This window comes from Sinomonas sp. ASV322 (assembly GCF_030908245.1).
In the GTDB taxonomy this organism is placed as follows: Bacteria; Actinomycetota; Actinomycetes; order Actinomycetales; family Micrococcaceae; genus Sinomonas.
Map to the genome: position 1 here is coordinate 1 of NZ_JAVFJJ010000026.1, position 21,381 is coordinate 21,381.

Genomic DNA, 21,381 nt, shown 5'->3' on the forward strand with positions numbered 1-21,381 from the left:
AATGTGAAACAGAAGAAAACCAGGGCCACCGCGGAAAAACGGGGCCCGGCAATCCGATCCCAGCCGAAAAAAACCATCCCAACACACGGGGGTGCATCAGGACAGCAACAATCGGCCATCAAAAAAAATGGCATCGATCGAACATGGCACACTATTGAGTTCTCAAACAACAAGCCCCCCGAGTACATCTCCGGACCGATCGGCCGGTTATCTCCTCGCTGGAACGAAGTTCAACCTTACCGGAATCGCCATCCCGCCGCAAATCAGCATTTCCGCCGATTGGGACATTCTTGCGATATCCGCCATCCGAAAATCAGCTCTCCCGGCCGGGCACATGGCCCAGCGCGGCGAATATGCCGTTCGGATTTCTAAGGGGTTTTGTTGCTCGCTCTCGGCGGCAACCTGATCAACAGTACACGGCCGTTCGTACGCCCGCAACTCGGTGGCGGGCTAGCCGCGCGGCACCCCCGAGGTCAGTTCCCGCAGGCGCCCGTGTCCGGGGCAGAACCACCGCGCCCCGAGCCCCTCGATGAGCCGTTCGGAGGCGAGTGCCTGATCGCGATCGCTCGTGAGGAATCCCGGGAGCTGCCGGAATCCGCGCGGGGTGCCGAGCACGGCGTCGCCCGCGAACACGACCTCCCGGAACACGAAAGCCATGTGCCCCGGCGTATGCCCGGGAGTGGCCAATGCCTTGATCCCCGGAAATGGCTCTTCGCCACCGTCGAGGAGCGTGAGCCCGTGCTCAAACGGGCTCACGGGCCAGAAGGCGAGGAGGCGTCGGAACCCGGTGGCCGCGCGTCGGGTCCCGTCGAGGAGGCCTGCGTCGTCACGGCCCAGCCACACCCGGGCCCCGGTCGCCGCCTGGAGAGCGGGTGCCGCCCCAATGTGGTCGACATCGGAATGCGTCACGAGGACGTCGGTGACCTTGTCGAGAAGCGCGGCGCTGCGGAGTTCCCGCAGCACGGCGTCGGCCCCGAACGGAAGGCCTGGATCGATGACGGCGACCCGTCCGCCGTCGAGCACGACATAGCCGTTGGATCCGGCGCTGTGCTGAAGCCGGTAGACAGACGGGTAGATGCTCTCCATGCGTCCATGCTCGGGCCAACGCAAGGCGCAGCGGAAGCCCCCCGGCCGCAGGAAGCCGCGAGGGACGCACAGACGCCGCAGGGGCGGCACCCGTGATGGGTGCCGCCCCTGCGGACGGTGGCGTGCTCAGCGCGTGAGGACGCTGTGGCTTACCAGGACGACTTCGTGACGCCCGGGAGCTCACCGCGGTGAGCCATCTCGCGGAAGCGGACGCGCGAGATGCCGAACTTCTGGAACGTGCCGCGGGGGCGGCCGTCGATCTGGTCGCGGTTGCGGAGGCGCACCGGCGAAGCGTCGCGGGGAAGCTTCTGGAGGCCGAGGCGGGCGGCCTCGCGGGCCTCATCCGTCGCGTTCTCGTCGACGAGCGTCTTCTTGAGCTCGGCGCGCTTCGCAGCGTAGCGCTCGACGATGACCTTGCGCTGCTCGTTGCGGGCAATCTTGGACTTCTTGGCCATGGTTTAGCGCTCCTCTCGGAACTCGACGTGCTTGCGGACGACCGGATCGTACTTCCTCATGACGAGGCGATCGGGGTCGTTCCGGCGGTTCTTGCGGGTCACGTACGTGTACCCGGTGCCCGCGGTGGACTTGAGCTTGATGATGGGACGTGCGTCCTTGTCCTTCTTGGCCATCAGAGCTTCACACCCTTCGCAAGAAGCTCGGCGACGACGGAGTCAATGCCGCGCACGTCGATGGTCTTGATGCCGCGGGCCGAGACCGTGAGGGTCACGTTGCGGCGAAGGGACGGCACCCAGTAGCGCTTCTTCTGGATGTTCGGGTCGAACCGACGCTTGGTGCGGCGGTGCGAGTACGAGATCGAGTGACCGAATGCGGGCTTGGCCCCGGTCACCTGGCAATGTGCTGCCACAGTTCGCTCCTCCAAAGTTGTAGTCAACAGTTGCAGTAAATGGCGGTCCGCAGACAGCGTCCCGCCACCTTGATGCACCGTAGTTCTGCAGCTTTCCGGAGGTTAACCAGGCGGGGTGAGAGCCAGCCGAAGTCCCTCGCCGCGTGTTGGACGGTGTCTTCAGTGCCGAGAGTGGAATCCACTGCATACGACAGCGTTAAATAGTAGGCCCCACGCGGGAGGCCCGCAAATCAGGCCGCCGCGCCGGCCACTTCCGCGAGACGGCGGAACATGTGCCCGCCCCACCCGCCGCCCATGATCTTGCGCGCCATCTGGTCGCCCGGGTGATCCAGACGGAAGCCCTCCTGCACCAGGCTCAGCCGAGTTCCGCCGTCGTGCGCCTCGAGACGGAAGGCGACGGTCGTCTTCATGTCATTCTCCGGCGACTCATCCTCCCACGAGATCACGAGCAGCTCGGGCTCGCGCAGCTCGAGGACCTCGCACGCGATGACGCCGGAAAAGCGCGTCGCGGGGATCGGATCGGTGCGGAACGTGAAGCGGTGGCCCACGACCGGCGCGAAGTCGTTCGGCATGAGCCACTGGGCGAGGAGCTCGGGGGTCGTGAGGGCACGCCAGACGACGGCGGGCTCGTGCGGGAGGAAGTCGACGACGCGGATCGCGGTGAGGTCTTCGGTCTGAGTCACGAAAGGGGTTCCTTCTCTAGCAACGAGGCGAGCCGGGACATCCGGCCGCGCCAGAACTGTTCGTAGGGTTCGAGCCATGCGCGCAGTAGGGCGAGCGGCTCCGGGGTCAGCGAGTAGTACCGGTTCCGGCCCGCTGGACGCTCGGACACGAGGCCGACGCCGCGCAGCACCTTGAGATGCTCGGCGACGCTCGGGCGCGCCATCTCGTAACGGTCGGCGAGGGACTGCGCCGTCTCGGGGCCGTCGAGCAGCGCGGCGAGCAGATCCCGGCGGACCGGATGCGCGAGCGCCGCGAACACGTGGTCCGTGGGCGTCTCCTTGCTCTGGCGCGGCATGCCTCGATAATACGTAGGATATTTCCTACGCGTCAACTCGGGAGCGGTCCAGCTTTAGGCTGGGCCCATGGCCGACGCGAGCCTTCCCGAGATCGTCCTGATCCACGGCTGGGCGTGCCCGGCGTCGTACTGGAACCCCCTGCTCGCAGAGCTCGCGCGGCGGGGTGTCCGGGCGCGGGCCGTGACGCTGCCCGGGTACGACGGCGACTGGTCGGGTGCCGCCGCACAGTGGACGACGGCGCGGGCCGCCAACGCGGTGGCCCGCCTTCTGGAACCCCCGCCTGGGTCCACGGCCCCGCCGCGCCCCGCCGTCGTCGTCGGCCATTCGCTCGGCGGCACCGTTGCCGCACAGCTCGCGGCGACCCGCCCGGAACTCGTCGCCGGCCTCGTGCTCGTGGGCATGGTGCCGGTGCCGCCCGCCGAGGCGACGCGACGGCGTCTCACCGGGCTCTTCGGCGGGCTCGGGCTCGTTCCGCCCGTGCCTCCCACGCGCGAGGCGGTCGCGGCGTGCATCGCAGGCTGGTACGGAGAGCCGCCGGCGGATCCGGCATTCCGCGCCGACGTCGAGGCCGCCTTCGCCCTCCCGCCCGCCGTCCTGCACGGATCCCTCCTCGCGGCGCTCGACGGCGTCGCGCCCGAGGTGCCGGGCCGGATCGCGGCGCAGGCCGCCGTCGTCCTCGGAGCGCGTGACCGCACGCGGGACCCCCGGGCGATCGCCGCCTTCGTGCGCGAGCAGGCCGCGTGGCGGCTCCACTCCGTCGACGGCGCGGGACACATGGTGCATTGGGAGCGGCCCGAGGCCTGCGCGGACGTCATCGCGCGGCTCGCGCGCGATGCCGCGGGCCGGACTTCCGCCCTCCCGGATGCCCCTACCCGCGAGTAATACTCGGGCGTAGCATGGGATGACAGCTGAAAGGGTCACCGGCCCGCGGCGGCCCCGGGATCAAGGGGGCTGCCATGACCACGGAGACGACATCCGGAACCGCGTCGACGACCCGCGACCCCGACTGGGACGAATCCCGCGCCGTCGCCGAAGCCGGCCGCGAAACGGAATGGACCCGACCAAGCTTCGCGAAATCCCTCTACCTCGGCGACTTCCAATGGGGCCTCATCTATCCGCCGCCCGCCCCGGCTCCCCAAGCCGTCGACGACGGCGAGGAGTTCCTGCGCCGCCTCACGGCACTCGCGCGCACGCTCGACGGCGCGCGGATTGAAACCGAGGACCGCGTCCCCGACGACTACCTCCGCTCACTCGCCGAACTGGGGGTGTTCGGCATGAAGATCCCGAAGGAGTATGGCGGCCTGGGACTCTCGCTCGCGTACTACGGGCGTGCCCTCATGCTGCTCGGCTCCGTGCACCCGAGCCTCGGGGCGCTGCTCTCGGCACATCAGTCGATCGGCGTGCCGGAGCCCGTCAAGTTGTTCGGCACCGACGCCCAGAAGCGCGAATTCCTGCCGCGCTGTGCCGCGGGCGCCGTGACGGCGTTCCTTCTCACGGAGCCCGACGTCGGCTCCGATCCCGCGCGGCTCACGACGACGGCGCAGCTCGCCGAGGACGGGCAGAGCTACGTGCTCGACGGCTCGAAGCTGTGGACGACCAACGGGGTCATCGCGGAGCTCGTCGTCATCATGGCGAAGGTCCTCCCCCACGACTCCGCGGGCGACGTGCCCGCGGGCACGGGTGGAATCACCGCCTTCGTCGTCGAGATGGCCTCCCCGGGCATCACGGTCGAAAACCGCAACTCCTTCATGGGACTCAAGGGACTCGAGAACGGCGTGACCCGATTCGACGGCGTGCGGGTGCCGGCCGCGAACCGGGTCGGCCGTGAGGGTCAGGGGCTCAAAATCGCGCTCACGACCCTCAACACAGGCCGCCTCTCGATCCCGGCCCTGTGCGCGGGCGCCGCGAAGTGGTCGCTCAAGATCGCGCGGGAATGGTCTCGGGCGCGGGTCCAGTGGGGCCGGCCGATCGGGCAGCACGAGGCCGTCGGGAAGAAGATCGCGTTCATCGCGTCGACGGCATTCGCGCTCGAGTCGGTCTTCGAACTCTCGGCGGCACTCGCGGACGCCGGGATGAAGGACGTGCGCATCGAGGCGGCGCTCGCGAAGCTGTGGTCGAGCGAGATGGCGTCCCAGGTCGCGGACGAGCTCCTTCAGATCCGGGGCGGACGCGGCTACGAGACGGCGGAATCCCTCCGCGCGCGCGGCGAGCGGGCGGTCCCCGCCGAGCAGCTCGTGCGGGATCTGCGCATCAATCGGATCTTCGAGGGATCGACCGAGATCATGCAGCTGCTCATCGCGCGCGAGGCCGTCGACGCGCACCTCGCCGCCGCGGGCAGCCTCGCGCGCGCCGACGCGACACTCGCTGAGAAGGCCCGCGCCGCCAAGGAGGCCTCCGGCTTCTACGCGCGCTGGCTCCCCGGGCTGTTCGCCGGGCCGGGCATGGACCCCCGGGCGTTCCGGGAGTTCGGGCCGCTCGCGAGGCATCTGCGGTACGTCGAGCGGACCTCGCGGCGCCTCGCGCGCCACACGTTCGCCGGCATGGGCCGTTGGCAAGCGGGGCTCGAGCACCGGCAGGCGTTCCTCGGGCGCGTCGTGGACATCGGCGCCGAGCTCTTCGCGATGGCCGCCTCGTGCAGCTGGGCCGAGCACCTCCGCGCGTCCGGCGCGCCAGGCGGCTCGAACGCGCGCGACCTCGCCGATGCGTTCTGCGAACAGTCGCGGCTACGCGTCGAGGCCCTTTTCGACGCGCTCTGGGTCAACACGGATCCCGGCGACCACGGGCTCACGAAGCGCGTCCTCGCGGGCGACTTCGCGTGGCTCGAGGCCGGCGTGCTCGATCAGTCCGAAGGCACGGGGCCGTGGATTGCCGAACGGACCGACGGCCCGAGCACCAAGGCGGACGTGCGGCGGACCGTGCGGGGGTAGCCGGCTGGGGCCTGGGGCGTCGCCCGCGCGGCCGCCTGCGCAGGTGCCCGCCGTCCTGGCGGCTCAAGACATCGAGCACCGTGTACTCGACGTCGGGCTAGGAGGCCATGTGGCCTTCAACGCTGGAGGGACTCGATGCGGCTCTCCTCGACGTGGGCAAATGACAACGCCGCAGCCAGATCTGCCTGGCCTCGGCTGATGGCTCGGACTATGCCCATGTGCTCGTGGTAGATCTCGTGCCGATCTCGGTCTTGGGCGATGTGGAACAACCGACGGACGTGGCCGTTCATGGGAGCCATGATCTTCTGGAGCAGCCGGTTGCCGGCCAGCTCGACGATCCCCTCGTGGAGGCGAGAATTGAGCTCGGCAATCTGATTCTCGTCGCCCGCCTCCGTCGCTGCATGGGCGCGGCCGAGGAGCCCCTCGAGGACCGCAGCCGAGGCCCCCGCAGCGCATGCCTGCGCGGCGATGCGGGCCGCGAGCACCTCCAAAGTTGACCGCACGTCGAAGAGTCCGCCGACGGCTTGCGGGGTCATAGGGGCGACGACGGCGCCTCGGCGCGGAACCCTCTCGACGTAGCCTTCACGGACGAGCTGCGGGAGCGCCTCGCGAACCGGGACTCGGGATACCCGCAGCACCTCCGCTATGTCGCGTTCGCGGATGCGCGCGCCGGCCGGCAGGCTTCCGTCGATGATTCGTTCCCTGAGCCACTCGTACACCCTGTTGGCCAGTGATCCCGCAGCCGGGCCAACCTCGTCGAGTGGTTCTGCCGGCATCGCCCCTCCTTCCACGGTGTTGGGTGCGGACGAGGCGATCGTCCGCAGGCACGTACTCCATCGCTGTAGACGGACCCGATGGTGTGTTGGGGCCGGGCACTCGCATCTGCGAGGGCTTCGGTGCTCACGGCCGGAGGCATGTCATTCTGCCGCCCCCGGCCATGAGCACCCGCGTGCCGGGACCCGATCGACTGAGGCGGCCGGGTCGGTGACGAACGGCAGGGGTCAGACCAGCACCTGCCCGTCGCGTGAGACCACCCGGCCGCCGGAGATCACGAGCTCGCGTCGCGGGCCGCGAACGAGGACGTCGGGCAGGTTCTCGGCGTCCACGAGCACGACGTCGGCGCGTGATCCCGGGGCCAGGTCGTGCTGGGCCCGGCCCACGAACGTGGCACCCCCACTGGTGGCGAGCTCGACCGCCGCGGCCAGGGGTTCGTCGTGACGGAGGCCGTGCAGGCGCGCGAACTGGTGAGCGACCCGCAGCAGATCACCGTCTCCGAACGGCGACCACAGGTCGCGGATGCCGTCGGTGCCGAGGCCGAGCGGAACGCCGCGCTCCCGCATCCGTTTCCACGGCAGCGGAGCGGTTCCGCCCATCGCCACCGTCGTCCACGATATGCCGGCCCCCGCGAGCCCCTCGACGATCTCCTCCTGGCGCGCCTGCGGCAGGCTGCCGAGCGCGAATCCGTGCGAGATGTTCACTCGCCCCTGCAGGCCAGCATCGATCGTGCGCGTGATGATCCGCTGGTACTCGTACGCTCCGAGCGAGCCGAAGTCGTGCAGGTGCAAGTCGAGCCCCACCCCACGGTCGACCGCGATCGCGAAGAGCCCGTCCAGCTGCCCTTCGACATCGCCGTCGATCGTGCCCGGGTCGAGGCCGCCGATGCTGTCGGCGCCGGCCTGCGCCGCCTCGTCGAGGAGCTGCAGGACTCCGGGGCGCCGCAGCACGCCGTCCTGCGGAAATGCCACCGTGTGCACCTGGATGGCATCGCCGAGCTCGGCGGACGCCGCAGCCACAGACTCGAGCCCGCGCAGGCCGACGCCCAGGTCGACGTCGACGTGCGTGCGCGTGGCGGTGGTCCCGTGCCGGATGAACTCGCGCAGCACGGCCGCCGCCGAATTCGCGTTCGGGATGTCATGCGCGCCGCGCTCGGCGCGCTCGTTGGCGATCCAGCCCTCGACGGTTGGATGCTCGGAGTAGGTGTAGGAGACCCACGGGCGCCCCCACCAGCTCTTGTCGACATGCGCATGCGTGTTGATGAAGCCCGGGAGCGCCAACCTCCCCCCGCCGTCGACGTCGCCGACCGCCACCGACCCGTCGGCCGGCCGCACCTCGACGATCCGGCCCCCGTCGATGAACACGTCAGCGGCGGCGTCGCCCCACGGGCGCACGTTCCTGAGCGCGAACGTCTGGTCTGTCATCGGATGTTCCTCCCTTGCGTCTCGTTTCGTTTGATCGGCGCACTGCCAGGCGGCGGACGCGTCGGCCGCCTGGCAGTGCTGCATCCGGGTGCTTCTCAGGGGCGCGGAGGCCCGCGCCCGGCTACCGCACCCTTCGCAGGAAAGTGGCCGTGCGCTCGTGGCGCGGGTCGTCGAGGACCTCGCGGGCCGGGCCGTCCTCCAGCACCCGTCCCTGATCCATGAACACGACCCGGTCCGCGACCTCGCGGGCGAAGCCGATCTCGTGGGTGACGACGACCATCGTCATCCCCTCCTCGGCGACCTGCCGCATGGTGGCGAGCACTTCGCCCACGAGCTCGGGGTCGAGCGCACTCGTCGGCTCGTCGAACATCATGAGGCGAGGCTCCATGGCCAGCGCCCGCGCGATCGCCACGCGCTGCTGCTGTCCGCCGGACAGCTGGCTGGGATAGGCCTCGGCCCGATCGGCCATGCCGACCTTCGCCAGGAGCTCGCGCGCCGTGGCGAGCACCTGCTTCCGCGGCCGGCCGAGGATCTTCGCCGGCCCGTACGTGACGTTCTCGAGCGCGGTCATGTGGCCGAAAAGATTGAAGTGCTGGAACACCATGCCGATCTGCTGGCGCGCCTTGGCGACCTGCCGCTCTCGCTGCTCGTAGAGGTGCCCTGAGCGCGTCTCGTATCCGACTCGCTCGCCCGCGATCTCGATGGTGCCGCCGTCGACGGGATCGAGGTGGTTGATGCAGCGGAGCAACGTGCTCTTGCCCGAGCCCGACGGCCCGAGGATGCACACGATCTCGCCCGTGCGGACCTCGATGTCGACGCCCTTCAAGACGTGATTGTCGCCCAGCCATTTGTGCACGCCGTCGATGCGGAGCATCGTGTCGGCCTTCGTGATCACCGGCGCTGTCGCTTCCACAGCGCACCTCCCGTCATCGAACGGATCGCCGTCGTAGTGGTTCCGGGCGTTCCGGCGCCCTTGCGCGCCTGCCGGGACCCGGGTTGCGAGTTGTTGAACCGCTTCTCGAGGAAGTACTGGCCGATGCTCGCGATGGTGACCAGGACCAGATACCAGAGCACCGCCACCACGAGCAGCGGCAGGATCTTGAAGTTCTGGCCGTAGATCAGTTGGGCCCGGGTGAGCAGATCGCTGCCGCCGATCACCGAGACGAGCGAGGTCGCCTTGAGCATCCCGATGAACTGGTTGCCCGTCGGCGGGATAATCACCCGGATGCTCTGCGGCAGGACGATGCGTCGAAGGGCCTGGCCGCGAGTGAGGCCGAGGCTCACCCCCGCGTCGGTCTGGCCCGCCGGGACCGAGAGGATGCCGCCGCGGATGATCTCGGCCATGTACCCCGACTCGGCGAGGGAGAGCGCGAACAGGCCTGCGGTGAATCCCGAGATGAGGGTGTTCGTGTCGCGCCCGAGGATCGTGGGGAACAGCACCGCGAGGTTGTACCAGAGCAGCACCTGCACCAGCATCGGAACACCGCGGAAGAACCAGACGTACGCGCGTCCGAGTGCGCTGGCGACTTTGTTGGTGCTCTGGATCGCCACGGCGACGCCGAAGGCGAGCACAATCGAGATCAACATCGCCAGAACAGCGAGCTGAATGGTAACGGCCACCCCGTTGAGGATCAGCGGATGGAACAAGTATTCCCCGGTTACGTTCCAGTCCATGTTCGGGTTCCCTGCCTGAGAGCGGACAAAGATCCCGAACGCGACCAGGGCCGCGATCAGCGCGAGTATCTGGCCGTACCCGAGGCGGTGCCGGGCCCTCAGAGGCGCTTCCTGCATCGCGGGCTCGTCGCCGGCCCGACGCACATAGTGCGAGCCGACCCCGAGAGCAGCCGGCTGGCTTTGCCCGGCGGAATGGACTTCGGTCATCATGCTCACTTCACCGCCAGATTGATGCCGGGCGTCGGCAGGTCGATGACCCCGACCTTCCACTTCTTGAGGATCGCCGCGTAGGTGCCGTCCTCGTGAATGGCCTTCAGCGCCTTCAGGAACGCGTCGCGCAGGCCTGTCTCCTGCTTGTTGAACGTCATGCCGAGGTAGACCTTCTCTTCGAAGTCGACCGGGAGGGAATCAAGCTTGTCCCCCGTCTCGCGCTCGATGACCGAAACGGCCAGATCCGGCCAGAACATGGCGTCGACACGGCCCGAGGTAAGCGCAAGGTTCTTGTCACTGCTGCTCGGGAACGAGACGAGCTCTGTCGGGGGCTTGCCCTCCTTGACACACGCCGCGGCCATCTGATCGACGAGACGATTGGCGTCGCTGCCCTTGACGTCGCCGATCTTGATGCCGCACCCGCCATTGACCGCGCTGGTGATCCCCTTGGGGTTGCCCTTCGCGACCATGAAGACGGTTCCGGCCCACTGGTAGTCGATGAAGTCGACCTGCTCCTGCCGCTGCTTGCGGTCGGTCATGCCTGCTATCGCAGCATCGAACTTCTTGCTCTGCATGCCGATGAGCAGCTGATCGAAGGGAACCTTCTGCCAGGTCACCGGGATACCAAGCTTCTTCGCCATCGCCTCCATCAGATCGACGTTGTAGCCCTTGATGTTGGTCTCGCCCACCGGGGTGAAATTGGCCGGCTCGAAATCGGGCTGGGTGCCGATGACCAGCTGCCCCTTGTCCTTGTAGGCCTGCGGGAGCAGGTTGAACAGCGGTGCACTCGGATTGACCTTGCCATCAGCCGACGCGGATGCCGTCGAGGCGGCCGGATCGGAGACACCGCATCCGGTGAAGCCGAGCACGGCGAGGCTGCCGACGGCGGCGATGGCGAAGAGTCGGCACAATGGGGTACGGGAACGGAACGACATTGTCAGATTGCCTTTCGGCTATGGGTCCGCGGGTGCGGGACCGGGTGGAGGGGAAGCGGGGCGGAGAGGTCGACGAATTGGTTCGTGTTCTTGACGCCTGCTCAGAGCGCGTCTGCGAAAGCCTCGTCGGCTACAACACGACCGTCTCGAGCGACGACGACGCCCCGCTTGAGGACGAGTCGCCGAGTTGGCCTTGCGGCGACGGCTTCACCGATCGTCGCGGCGTCGACGAGGAAGAGGTCCGCGGGTGCACCTACCTCGATGCGGGCGGGCTCTCGGCCGAGCGCGATGGCTCCGCCGCTCACCGCCACGTCGAACGCGCTCGCGATCCGCTCGTCCGTGCGGAAGCCACTCCGATAGGCGAGATGGAACGTACGGTCCAGCATGTCTCCGCTGCCGTAGGGCCCCCAGAGATCGCGCACGCCATCATTGCCCGCGCCCACATTCACACCCTGGCGCTCCAGATCGAGGATGGGGAGCACGGGGGTGTTGTAGACGGTCGCAGTCGTCAGGGAGATCCGCAGCTCTGCGAGGCCGGCGGCGATGCGCTCGGCCTGAAGCCGATCGACTTCTGTGATCGCGACAGCATGGGAGAGCACGACCCTGCCCTGGAGGCCGTAGCTGCGGGTTCGGTCGATCACGAGCTCCATCGTGTGCGCGCCCAGCGTGCCCCGCTCATGGAGGTGGACGTCGATCTTGGCGCCGTAGGTCGCGGCCAGGTCGAAGACGAGATCAAGGTGACGCGCCGAGTCGCGTTCGAGTGCGGCGGGATCGATGCCTCCCACGCACTGAACCATGCCGCGCTGCAAGGCCTCTTCGATAAGCTCCGCAGTGCCGGGCCGTGTCAGCAGTCCGCCCTGGGGGAAGGCGACCTGTTCCACGTCGATCACGCCTTTCAGCTCTGTCGTGGCCGCGGCAACGCGCTCGATGCCCGCGAGTCCGATCTCCGGATCGACATCTGTGTGCGTGCGTGCGAGCGTTGTGCCGCTCGCCGCCATCTGTCGCAACAGCGCCCGCATCGCACCACCGTCTGGCAGCCCGAGCTCGTCCCTCCTCCGCTCGCCGTTCGCGATGCGGTCGGCCAGCACGGCCCCGGCCGAATGCGGCACCCAGGCCCGGCCCCACAAGGTCTTGTCGATGTGGCAATGCGCATCGACCATGCCCGGGAGGGCCAGGGCGCCAGCCCCGTCCTCGACGATCGCCTGCCCGGGAGCGGCGAGCGTGCCCGTCGGCGCGATCTCGGCGATCCGACCCTCGCGGATCAGCAGGTCGCTCTCGGACCGCCCGTCCGGCATCCGCACACGGGAGACGAGCACTGCATGTGCCTCCATCGGCCACCCCTTACGCTCTTGTGACGATCGTCACGATTGCTCGACATGGACGAGCGTAGGTCCTTTGGTATCCCATTGCAAGACCCAGTCCAACAACCGAAAACCTCGCTCCGTCGGCGCGTCACAGTGGCGCGCGCATTTCCTGACTCATATCGTTTCTATGACGCTCGCCACAAAATAGTGATATCGTGCGAGGCGTTAGCCGCGTAAACACGCGGATCGGACCCCGTCTTTCGCACAGGAACCCGACCCACATGCAAGGAGGAGCCATGACTCAGCCGTCGTCCGGGCTGATGCAGCTCGCCCACCAGCTCGACGCCGCCGATCCGCTCAGCGAGCATCGAGCAGCGTTCGCCCCGGCTCCCGGGGTATCGGTATACCTAGACGGGAACTCGCTCGGCCGCCCGCTGCGGACCACGCCGGATCGCATCGCAGACTTCGTCCGCCACGACTGGGGCACCCGGCTGATCCGATCCTGGGACGAGCAGTGGATGGATCTGCCCGCCGCGCTGGGCGACCGCATCGCCCGAATCGCGCTCGGCGCCGACACCGGGCAGACGATCGTCGCCGACTCCACCACAGTGCTGATCTACAAGCTGATCCGGGCCGCCGTCGACGTCGACCGCTCGCGGCGCGAGCTCGTCATCGAGGCCGGCAACTTCCCCACCGACCGCTTCGTCGCCGAGGGCATCGCGGCGGAGTGCGGGCTCACCATTCGCTGGCTCACGCCGGACGAGGTCCACGGAGTGACCGTGGACGAGGTCGCGGCCGCAGTCTCGGAGCAGACCGCACTCGTCGCACTCAGCCACGTCGATTACCGTTCCGGCGCCCTCGCCGACATGCCGGCGATTACCGACGTCGTGAAGCGATCGGGTGCCCTGATGTTCTGGGATCTCTGCCACTCGGTCGGGGTGATCCCGCTGCAACTCGACGAGTGGGGCGTCGACCTCGCCGTCGGATGCACGTACAAGTACCTGAACGGCGGCCCAGGGTCGCCTGCGTTCGCCTACGTGCGGTCGGGCCTCCAGCCGGCCATCCGCCAACCGATCCAGGGCTGGATGGGTGCGGGCGACGTGTTCGCAATGGCGCCCGCCTATGCTCCCGCGGCGGGCATCCGGCAACTGCTGAGCGGCACCCCGCCGGTGCTCGGCATGGTCGCCATGGGCGGCATGCTGGACCTCATCGAAGCGGCTGGCATCGACCGCATCCGGGCGAAGTCGCATTCGCTCACCGGCCTGGTGGTGCGCGCCTACGACGACGAGCTCGCCCCGCTCGGGGTGCGGCTGCTGAGCCCCCGCGACGCCGATCGCCGAGGCAGTCACGTCTCGGTCGGGCATGAGCACTTCGCCGAGGTCACGCATCAGCTGTGGCAAAGTGGCGTGATCCCCGACTTCAGGTTCCCCGACGGCATCCGGATCGGCCTGTCGCCTCTGAGCACGTCGCACACCGAGGCCCTTGAGGGCGTGCTCGCCATCCGCGACGCGCTCCGGACGCACGCGGGCTGAGTGCGCCTGCGGTCAGCGACGCATGGCCTTCTTCCGCCACCAAGACGAGAAGGCGGATCGGTCATGACCGAGGGCGAGCAGCAGACCCGCGCAGCAGCCGCTCCTCGTGCCGCCTCGGCGCGAGGGCCGGCGGCCCAGGCGATCGGTGGGCGTCAGGCGCGCGACGCGAACGCCGCCTCGACCTCGGCCGGATCCACGTCCTCGAGCCGCGCGGGCTTCCACGCGGGGGCGCCGTCCTTCTCGATGAGGAGCGCACGGACGCCCTCGCGGAAGTCGCTGCGCGCGATGAGAGCGGCGCCCAAGGCGAGGTCCTGAGCGAGGACCGCCTCGAGCGAGCCGAGCTTGGGCGCACTGCGCAGGGCCGCGAGGGTCACGGCCACGGAGAACGGGCAGACGGACCTGAGCTCGGCGAGCGCAGCGCCCGCGGGCCCGGCGGCAGGGCCGTCCCCGGCGGAGAGCTCCTCGAGCCGGGCGACCACAGCGAGCGCCGAATCGCCTGCATAGGCCTCGTCGATCCACGCCCGCTGCTCGGCGAGCGCCGCGTGTGGAGGCTCGACGGCGAAGGCGGCGACGACGTCGTACGCCGCCGCAGGTTCCCACGACGCCGCCGAGTCCGCGTCCGCGAGCGCTCCCACGAGCTCGTCGAGCCGCTGGGATGGGATCATGACATCCGCCCAGCCGAGATAGATCGCATCCGCTCCCCCGGCTTGTCCCGACGTGAGGCACAGGTGGGTGCCGAGCTCGCCCGGCGCGTTGGCGAGGAGGAGTGGCATGCCGACGTCGGGCGTGAACCCGATGCGGGTCTCCGGCATGGCGACGACCGTCCGCTCCGTGACCACGCGGACCGAACCCGACGCGCTGGGCGCATGGGCCGAGATCCCGAGGCCGCCGCCCATCGTGATGCCGTCCATGAGCGGGATGTACGGCTTCGGATAGCTTCCGATGAGCGCGTTGAGGCGGTATTCGTCGGCCCAGAAGCGGATCGCGTCCTCGTCCGTCCCGGTGTAGAGGGAGCGCACGTCGCCGCCCGCGCACAGGCCGCGCGGCCCGCCGCGGACGACGACGGCACGCACCTCGGGCGCGTCCGCCCAGTCGCGGAGGACGCGCTCCATCGCGCGGACCATGCCGTCGTCGAGCGAGTTGAGGGCCCGCGGACGATCGAGCGTGAGGATTCCGAGGCCGCCGCGGACCTCACAAAGGATATGGTTGCTCATCGGCGAGCCTCCTCCGCGGCCGGCTGTGCGCGGTCTCCCGCGCGTGCGCGGATCGATACATCGCTCATCGGAGAGCCTCCTCCGCGGCCGGCTGCGCGCGGTCTCCCGCGCGTGCGCGGATCGATGCATCGCTCATCGGAGAGCCTCCTCCGCCGGCTGTGCGCGGTCTCCCGCGCGTGCGCGGCACGCCTCGGCAAACGCGCCCACGATCGCGTCGAGCTGGCCCGGCTGCGTCTGTGCATCCTCAGGGTGCCACTGGACGGCGACGAGCCAGTGGGCCGGATCCGCGGCCTCGACGCCTTCGACGATCCCGTCCGGAGCCGTCGCCGTGACGTACAGGCTCGGCGCGATGCGCGCGGCCGCCTGATGGTGCCCTGAGACGACCGTAGCCCGCTCCCCCAAGGCATCGGCGAGGCGCGAGCCGGGCGCGATGTCGACGTCGTGCACCACCATGAGGCGGGCCGGATCTTCGTGATTGCGGTGGCGCGTCGAGCCCGGCTCGGGTGCGCCGAGGTCCTCGCGAAGGCTCCCGCCGAGCGCGACGTTGATGATCTGGAGCCCGCGGCAGATCCCGAGGACCGGCCGGCCCGTCGCGACGGCCTGGACGACGGCCGAGGCCTCGAACGCGTCGGCGTTTGCGTCGACGCCCTCAATGGTGGGGACGTCCGGATCGCCGTCATACAGGACGGGGTCGACGTCGCCGCCGCCCATCACGAGCAGGCCGTCCCAGGCGAGGTCGCCGGCGAGGAGGACTCCCGCGAGCTTCGGGTCGGCGGCGTCGAGCACGACGGCGGTGCCTCCTGAGCGCTCGACGGCGGCGGCCGCCCTCCGCGTCAGGGCGTCGAGCTCGGCATGGAACCAGTCTTCGTGCGAGGGGGCCGTGGCCGCCCACGTGACCGCGATGCGCGGCGAGGGGCGCTCGATCCCGGCCAGCGTCGTCGTCGTGCTCTGATCCTCGATGTAGCGGGTGCCGCGCTCCGTCGCCATGGGTTCAGCCTAGCGGGGCTGACGTGTCCGTGGCCTCGTCCCGTCGGGTCCCACCTGAAGCTCCTGCGTACCGGCAGGTAGCGGACCCTGCCCGAATCGGGTACCCGCCACTGGGGCGCGCTGCCGTGGCGCCACAGCAGACTGGTCGTGTCGCACACCGATGACAGGGGGCCTCAGTGAACTCACAGGCGGCGATTCTCGCCGATGCCATCAAAGTGCTCCGCGATCGCGGGCTGATCGCGGACAGTGATCCTCAATCGAAACGGGACGAAGCGCGGCGGGAGTCGCAGCTCGTGCAGGCGGTCGGCGACGCCATCGAAAGCCTCGCCCCAGAGACGTGGGGTGCTCTCACCCACCAGCAGCGCCAGATCCTCCTCATCGCGCAGGCCACGGTCAGGCATCATCCGTCAGCACCGGAGTCGGCGCGCGCCTGGTGGTGATCGTCGGCGGCGCGGAGCGATGCCGGCGAATGCTGTGGGCATCCACAGGCAACTCCCACCGCCGTCACACGCCACGGAAAGTCCATCGAAAGCTTCAGGACTGACGCTGAAACTGCATCGGTCGGCGAAACCCGCCCGCCCGAAACGACAGGAGATCAGCATGAAGCTCAACAAGCGCATCGGCTACGCGGCCGCCTCGGCGGTCGCTGCGGCGGCCCTCATCGGAGGCGGAGCCGCCGTCGCCAATGCCGCGACGACGCCGAGCCCATCAGCGACCGGCGGCACGGGCGGCAGCACGGGGACCAGCCAGGCGCGCGGCCAGCACACCGCCGCGTCGGCGGACGAGACGGCCAAGGTGACCGCGGCGGTCAAGGCCAAGGACGCGGGCGCGACCGTCACGAAGGTCGAGAAGGACTCGGACGGCTCGTTCGACGCGACCGCGACGTCGAACGGCTCGACGGTCCGCTACGAGGTCAGCGCGGACTACGCGACGGTCACCGTGAGCAACCACGGCGGCAAGGGCGGGGGTCAGCGCACGCCGCTCTCGAGCGACGAGCTGGCCAAGGTCACCGCGGCCATCAAGGCCAAAGACGCCAACGCGACGGTCAAGGACTCGTGGAAGGACGCGGACGGCTCGTTCGACGTCGTCGTCACGTCCGGCAGCACCACGACGAAGTACGACGTGAGCGCCGACTATTCGAGTGTCACCGCCGATTCGGGCTTCGGCCAGGGCGGCGGCCATCGGGCGCACGACGGCGCCGGGTCGGGTTCGGCGTCCAGCAGCCCCTCGGGCGCGACGCAGGGCTGAAGCGCCGGCAGTCCATCCCGCGGGGATTCCCTGTCCCGAGGTCTCGCCTCGGGGCAGGGAACCGCCGACGTCAGACCCCCGCCGGGGCGGCCGCGCGGATGAGCCCGAACAGGTCCTTGGGATCCTCGGGGGCGGCCACGAGGTCGATCTCCTCGTAGAGGTCCGTGCCGTCGACGGCGTCGCGGACGAAGCGCAGGGCCGAGAAGTCCTCGACGGCGAACCCGACCGAGTCGAAGATCGTCACCTGCTCTGCGGACTGGCGCCCTGGGGCGCGGCCCGCGAGCACCTCCCAGAACTCGGTCACGGGGAAATCGGCGGGCATCTGCTGGATCTCGCCCTCGATCCGCGTCTGCGGGGTGTATTCGACGAAGACGTCGCCGAGGGCCAGGATCTCGGACTCGAGTTCGGTCTTGCCCGGGCAGTCGCCGCCAATCGCGTTGAGGTGCACCCCGGGCCGGATGAGGTCGGCCGTGAGGATGGTCGCGTACGCCTTGTCCGCGGTGCACGTCGTGATGATGTCCGCCTCCGTGACGCACTCCGCCGCGGAGGACGCCACGGCGACGTCGAAGCCCAGCGGAATCAGGTTGCGGGCAAGCTTCTCCATGGCGGCGGGATCGGTGTCCCACACGCGGACGACGTCGATGCCGAGCGCCGCGCGGAACGCGAGGGCCTGGAACTCGGCCTGGGTTCCGCAGCCGATCATGGCCAGGGTCCGTGAGTCCTGGCGGGCGAGGCGCTTCGCGACCATGGCCGAGGTCGCCGCTGTGCGCAGCGCCGTGAGCACGGTCATCTCGGCGAGGAACGTCGGGTAGCCGTTGTGGACGTCCGCGAGGACGCCGAACGCGGTGACCGTCTGGTAGCCGCGGGCCGGGTTGGACGGATGGCCGTTGACGTACTTGAACCCGTAGGTCTCGTCGGTGCTCGTCGGCATGAGCTCGATGACGCCGAACGCCGTGTGGCTCGCGACCCGAGGCGTCTTGTCGAAGGACTCCCAGCGGCGGAAGTCCTCCTCGAGGTAGGCGATCATGCCGGACATGATGTCCTCGACGCCGCGGCTGGCGGCCCAGCGGACCATATTGCGGACATCGACGAAACGTGCCATCTGACGGTACTCCTTCGGTGGATCACAGGGTCCCGTCCACACTACGAACCGACGATATGCACCAACAATTGCCGAACAGCGCGACTTTCGTCAGGATTCCGAGCAGATCGTCGGGTCAACTTGGCCATTCTGCCAAGTCAGCGGAGCACCGAGCTGAGGAGAAGGCTCGTCTCGCTGTTCACGACCCCGTCGATCCCGCGGACCCGGCCCAGCACGCCGTCGAACGCGCTGAGGCTCTCGGTGCGCAGCTCGGCCACGAGGTCCCAGCGACCGTTGGTCGTGTGCAGCGCGATGATCTCGGGGAACCCGCGCAGCCTCGCGATGACCTTGTCCGCGGACTTCCCCTCGACCTCGATGAGCGCGATGGCATGGATCGCGAGCGGATCCGCCTCGTCGCGCACCCGCGCGGTGAAGCCGATGATGACGCCCGAGGAGACCAACCGGTCGATACGGCTGCTCACCGTCGCCCGCGCCACGCCGAGCCGCCGCGCAAGGCTCGCCACGGACTCGCGTCCGTCCTCGCGCAGGGCGGACAGGAGCTGCCGGTCGATGTCGCTGAGGCTCGCCATGGACCCAATGTAATGCTCGGGCCGCGCGCGTCCGCGACCGCCGACTGTGGACTTGATCAAGTGGCCGCTCGGCGTTTCCAGCCGGCCACGTTACGTCAGCTTGTTCCATCCGCTCCAGGGGCCCGCGTGGGGGACGGTCTGCCAGATGTTGTAGAGCTCCCGATCGCCGCCGATGCCGAATACCTCGAGCCGGCCGTCGGAGTTGAGCGCGGCCGAGATGTGGGAGACCCAGCCGCCGAGGCGATTCCAATTGCTCCACGGGCCCGCGTGGGGGACGGTCTGCCACATGTTGTAGAGGGCGCCGTCTCCGCCGATGCCGAACACCTCGAGCCGCCCGTCCGAATTCAGCGCGGGCACGATCTGGGAGACCCAGCCGCCGAGCCGATTCCAATTGCTCCAAGGGCCCGCGTGCGGGACGGTCTGCCACATGTTGTACAGGGCGCCGTCGCCGCCGATGCCGAACACCTCAAGCCGCCCGTCTGAATTGATGGATGCGGCAATCTGGGAGACCCAGCCGCCGAGCCGATTCCAATTGCTCCAGGGCCCCGCGTGCGGGACGGTCTGCCACATGTTGTAGAGCGCGCCGTCGCCGCCGATCCCAAAGACCTCGAGCCGTCCGTCGCTGTTGTCGATGGCACTGATCTCCTTCACCCAGCCGCCGAGGCGGTTCCATCCGCTCCACGGACCCGAGTGCGGTGCGGTCTGCCACATGTTGTAGAGCGCGCCGTCGCCGCCGATCCCGAAGAGCTCGAGCCGGCCGTCGCTGTTGAGGGCGACAGCAAGTCGCGAGACCCACCCGCCGAGCCGGTTCCATCCGCTCCACGGTCCGGCATGAGGCGCCATCTGCCACATGTTGTAGGCGGCGTGATCCGTGCCGATCCCGAAGATCTCGAGGCGGCCGTCGGTGTTGAGGGCGGCTTGCACGGGGGTGATCACGATGCCCCCGAGCAAATTCGTCCAGCTCCACGGCCCCGAGTGCGGCACGGTCTGCCAAATGTTCCACACTCCGCCGTTGACGTCCCGGAGGAACGTTTCGAGTCGGCCGTCGCTGTTGATTGCGGCCGTAGAATCCGTGAACTCGGCGCGCGTCGAGTAGTAAAGCTCCACCGCCCCGCCGGGGTTTGCATTGCTCACGACGTGGGCGCTTTGCCCGCAGTCAGTCACCGCGTTGACCGGGGACCACGTGATGGCGGGACGTCCCGCGGTGGTGCTCAGGTCAATGCCCCACATGGACGTGAACATCGCGGCAGGGTAGTCCGAGCACTGCTGGAGCCCATACGCCTCCAACGTTTCGACGCTCCATGTGAGCTCTTGAACGTTGGTGATCGGCAGGCTCGTATTGGCGATGCCGATGAACTCGCAGTTGTAGCTGAAGGACGCGCCGCTCTGACCCGTCAGCGTGATGACGCCCGTGATGACCTGCCCCGAACTGACCGGGGCAAGGCTGCTATGGAACGCCGGCCCGCCCTGCCCGTCGGCGTACCAGCTCGCCACGTTCCAGGAGCTGCCTCCGCCCGCTGGAGAAGGCCCCCATTGCAGCACCGGCTGGTAGATCATCGTGGAGTTCTGGATGCCGTTGAAGAGGTAGATCGTCTGGCTGTGGTTGGTCGAAGGCGCGGGCGGCACGACCCAGCTCGTGGCGAATCTCGTGATGGGATTGCCCGTGGTGTTCGACCAGTCGGCGTAGGCGATCCACCCGGTTGCCAGTCCCGGTACGATTCCCGGGCGGAGAGCAACGTTGTCGGGCATGAGTCGCCTGCCCACGTCGCGCTGTTCAATCGGCCCGAAATCCGCGACCTCCCGCCCCGAAATGTGCATCTGCTTGACGGTTCCGGTGGAAAGGTCCAGAACGTGGTCGGGGCCGATCTCGTGGACGAGCGACCTCTTCCGGTAGCCGCCGGGAGTGACTACCAATTCTTCGTCGGCCTCGGCTGGCATTCCGCCCGTCGACGTCGATTCCGCTGCTCCGCCCGGCCGCATCCCTACAGGCTCGGCTGGTCGCGCCGCCGGTTCGGCTGCAGGAGTGGCCTCGAGGCTCTCCTTCTGCACAACCTCTTGACTTGGCGCCATTCCGGCCGGGATCGCCGCTTCCCCGGCCGCCGCAACCACGAGGCCTTCTCCGGTGACCACCTCGCCCGGCCTGACCTCGTGAACGGCCGATTTTGGACGCATCCCTCCAGGAGTGATGACCATCTCTTCGTCGCCATTGCCGCCCATCGTCGGTACCCCCTCCCTCAGCGGGCCCCCGTGGTCTTGGCCCCGCCCCGGGTCGACCCGCTTCTCAGAAGACACCCGCGCGCGCGAGACGTGCAAGGCCGCACGCGGCGCTCTTTTACACGTACTTTCGTGGAGGTTCGCCTGGCCCGTTCGGATCGCGGGCAGCCCCTCCATGCCCAGCGTGTCGGTGCCCTCCGATAGCCTGTGAGCACCTCGGCGCGTTCGGGCTGAGGCCCGGGTTACCAGCGCAGTCACCGGCGCACTGGCCGGCACGGTCGCCGGCGGAGCCACCCA

At 68.9% G+C, this 21,381-nt stretch carries 23 protein-coding genes; 6 read left to right on the forward strand and 17 right to left on the reverse strand.

What is annotated here, in order from left to right:
• A partial coding sequence (locus RBS12_RS19605) for a hypothetical protein (RefSeq protein WP_307967851.1) occupies positions 1–372 on the forward strand: 372 nt, incomplete at its 5' end.
• A gap of 78 nt (positions 373–450) precedes the next feature.
• On the opposite strand, the gene RBS12_RS19610 is transcribed toward RBS12_RS19605, so the two are convergent.
• The 6 genes from RBS12_RS19610 to RBS12_RS19635 all read right to left on the reverse strand — a co-directional run bounded on the left by RBS12_RS19610 (position 451) and on the right by RBS12_RS19635 (position 2,969).
• Positions 451–1,086 carry an MBL fold metallo-hydrolase gene (locus RBS12_RS19610; RefSeq protein ID WP_307967852.1) on the reverse strand — a complete coding sequence of 212 codons (636 nt, stop codon included), beginning with the start codon at positions 1,084–1,086 and terminating at the stop codon, positions 451–453.
• A 149-nt stretch (positions 1,087–1,235) separates the two neighbouring features.
• The gene (gene rpsN, locus RBS12_RS19615; protein ID WP_307967853.1) at positions 1,236–1,541 is read right to left on the reverse strand and encodes a 30S ribosomal protein S14; all 306 of its coding nucleotides are present in this window, start codon (positions 1,539–1,541) and stop codon (positions 1,236–1,238) included.
• A 3-nt stretch (positions 1,542–1,544) separates the two neighbouring features.
• Positions 1,545–1,715 (reverse strand): 50S ribosomal protein L33, encoded by a 171-nt coding sequence (rpmG, locus tag RBS12_RS19620; RefSeq protein ID WP_307967854.1) that lies wholly within the window; start codon positions 1,713–1,715, stop codon positions 1,545–1,547.
• Positions 1,715–1,951: a 50S ribosomal protein L28 gene (gene rpmB / locus RBS12_RS19625; RefSeq protein WP_307967855.1), complete on the reverse strand. Its 237-nt coding sequence runs from the start codon at positions 1,949–1,951 to the stop codon at positions 1,715–1,717. The genes rpmG and rpmB overlap by 1 nt, the downstream gene beginning before the upstream one ends.
• Before the next feature lie 230 nt (positions 1,952–2,181).
• Positions 2,182–2,634: an SRPBCC domain-containing protein gene (locus RBS12_RS19630; RefSeq protein ID WP_307967856.1), complete on the reverse strand. Its 453-nt coding sequence runs from the start codon at positions 2,632–2,634 to the stop codon at positions 2,182–2,184.
• A complete protein-coding gene (locus RBS12_RS19635) occupies positions 2,631–2,969 on the reverse strand; it encodes a metalloregulator ArsR/SmtB family transcription factor (protein WP_307967857.1) in 339 nt (112 codons plus the stop codon). Before RBS12_RS19635 ends, RBS12_RS19630 begins: the two co-directional genes overlap by 4 nt.
• Positions 2,970–3,036: 67 nt before the next feature.
• Here RBS12_RS19635 and RBS12_RS19640 point away from each other — a divergent pair, with 67 nt between their 5' ends.
• Positions 3,037–3,852, forward strand: a complete 816-nt coding sequence (locus tag RBS12_RS19640; RefSeq protein ID WP_307967858.1) for an alpha/beta hydrolase — start codon at positions 3,037–3,039, stop codon at positions 3,850–3,852.
• 74 nt (positions 3,853–3,926) lie between these two features.
• Positions 3,927–5,897, forward strand: a complete 1,971-nt coding sequence (locus RBS12_RS19645) for an acyl-CoA dehydrogenase family protein (RefSeq protein ID WP_307967859.1) — start codon at positions 3,927–3,929, stop codon at positions 5,895–5,897.
• Positions 5,898–6,013: 116 nt separating this feature from the next.
• Here RBS12_RS19645 and RBS12_RS19650 read toward each other — a convergent pair whose 3' ends face one another.
• The 6 genes from RBS12_RS19650 to RBS12_RS19675 all read right to left on the reverse strand — a co-directional run bounded on the left by RBS12_RS19650 (position 6,014) and on the right by RBS12_RS19675 (position 12,245).
• Positions 6,014–6,673, reverse strand: a complete 660-nt coding sequence (locus RBS12_RS19650) for a GntR family transcriptional regulator (protein WP_307967860.1) — start codon at positions 6,671–6,673, stop codon at positions 6,014–6,016.
• Between the two features lie 225 nt (positions 6,674–6,898).
• Positions 6,899–8,095 (reverse strand): amidohydrolase, encoded by a 1,197-nt coding sequence (locus RBS12_RS19655; protein WP_307967861.1) that lies wholly within the window; start codon positions 8,093–8,095, stop codon positions 6,899–6,901.
• Between the two features lie 121 nt (positions 8,096–8,216).
• A complete protein-coding gene (locus RBS12_RS19660) occupies positions 8,217–8,969 on the reverse strand; it encodes an amino acid ABC transporter ATP-binding protein (RefSeq protein ID WP_307967879.1) in 753 nt (250 codons plus the stop codon).
• A 17-nt stretch (positions 8,970–8,986) separates the two neighbouring features.
• Entirely contained in the window at positions 8,987–9,979 is a 993-nt protein-coding gene (locus tag RBS12_RS19665) for an amino acid ABC transporter permease (RefSeq protein WP_307967862.1), read from the reverse strand.
• Between the two features lie 2 nt (positions 9,980–9,981).
• Entirely contained in the window at positions 9,982–10,914 is a 933-nt protein-coding gene (locus RBS12_RS19670) for an ABC transporter substrate-binding protein (RefSeq protein ID WP_307967863.1), read from the reverse strand.
• Positions 10,915–11,015: 101 nt separating this feature from the next.
• Positions 11,016–12,245, reverse strand: a complete 1,230-nt coding sequence (locus RBS12_RS19675; protein ID WP_307967864.1) for an amidohydrolase — start codon at positions 12,243–12,245, stop codon at positions 11,016–11,018.
• 269 nt (positions 12,246–12,514) lie between these two features.
• Between RBS12_RS19675 and RBS12_RS19680 the strand changes: the two genes are divergently transcribed.
• Complete coding sequence (locus RBS12_RS19680; RefSeq protein ID WP_307967865.1) at positions 12,515–13,750, forward strand: aminotransferase class V-fold PLP-dependent enzyme; 1,236 nt, start codon at positions 12,515–12,517, stop codon at positions 13,748–13,750.
• A 152-nt stretch (positions 13,751–13,902) separates the two neighbouring features.
• Here the strand turns inward: RBS12_RS19680 and RBS12_RS19685 are convergent, their stop codons facing one another.
• Both RBS12_RS19685 and RBS12_RS19690 read right to left on the reverse strand, forming a co-directional pair.
• Positions 13,903–14,964 carry a 3-hydroxyisobutyryl-CoA hydrolase gene (locus RBS12_RS19685; protein ID WP_307967866.1) on the reverse strand — a complete coding sequence of 354 codons (1,062 nt, stop codon included), beginning with the start codon at positions 14,962–14,964 and terminating at the stop codon, positions 13,903–13,905.
• A gap of 132 nt (positions 14,965–15,096) precedes the next feature.
• Positions 15,097–15,951 carry a gamma-glutamyl-gamma-aminobutyrate hydrolase family protein gene (locus RBS12_RS19690; protein WP_307967867.1) on the reverse strand — a complete coding sequence of 285 codons (855 nt, stop codon included), beginning with the start codon at positions 15,949–15,951 and terminating at the stop codon, positions 15,097–15,099.
• Between the two features lie 176 nt (positions 15,952–16,127).
• On the opposite strand from RBS12_RS19690, the gene RBS12_RS19695 reads away from it, so the two are divergent.
• Both RBS12_RS19695 and RBS12_RS19700 read left to right on the forward strand, forming a co-directional pair.
• The gene (locus tag RBS12_RS19695; protein WP_307967868.1) at positions 16,128–16,391 is read left to right on the forward strand and encodes a hypothetical protein; all 264 of its coding nucleotides are present in this window, start codon (positions 16,128–16,130) and stop codon (positions 16,389–16,391) included.
• 160 nt (positions 16,392–16,551) lie between these two features.
• Positions 16,552–17,199 carry a hypothetical protein gene (locus tag RBS12_RS19700; RefSeq protein ID WP_307967869.1) on the forward strand — a complete coding sequence of 216 codons (648 nt, stop codon included), beginning with the start codon at positions 16,552–16,554 and terminating at the stop codon, positions 17,197–17,199.
• Between the two features lie 70 nt (positions 17,200–17,269).
• Here the strand turns inward: RBS12_RS19700 and RBS12_RS19705 are convergent, their stop codons facing one another.
• The 3 genes from RBS12_RS19705 to RBS12_RS19715 form a co-directional block, all read right to left on the reverse strand.
• Positions 17,270–18,301 carry an ornithine cyclodeaminase gene (locus tag RBS12_RS19705; protein WP_307967870.1) on the reverse strand — a complete coding sequence of 344 codons (1,032 nt, stop codon included), beginning with the start codon at positions 18,299–18,301 and terminating at the stop codon, positions 17,270–17,272.
• 137 nt (positions 18,302–18,438) lie between these two features.
• Positions 18,439–18,870 carry an Lrp/AsnC family transcriptional regulator gene (locus RBS12_RS19710; RefSeq protein ID WP_307967871.1) on the reverse strand — a complete coding sequence of 144 codons (432 nt, stop codon included), beginning with the start codon at positions 18,868–18,870 and terminating at the stop codon, positions 18,439–18,441.
• 90 nt (positions 18,871–18,960) lie between these two features.
• On the reverse strand, positions 18,961–21,042 hold the full coding sequence (locus RBS12_RS19715) for a tectonin domain-containing protein (protein ID WP_307967872.1): 2,082 nt from the start codon (positions 21,040–21,042) through the stop codon (positions 18,961–18,963).
• Positions 21,043–21,381 lie beyond the last annotated feature (339 nt).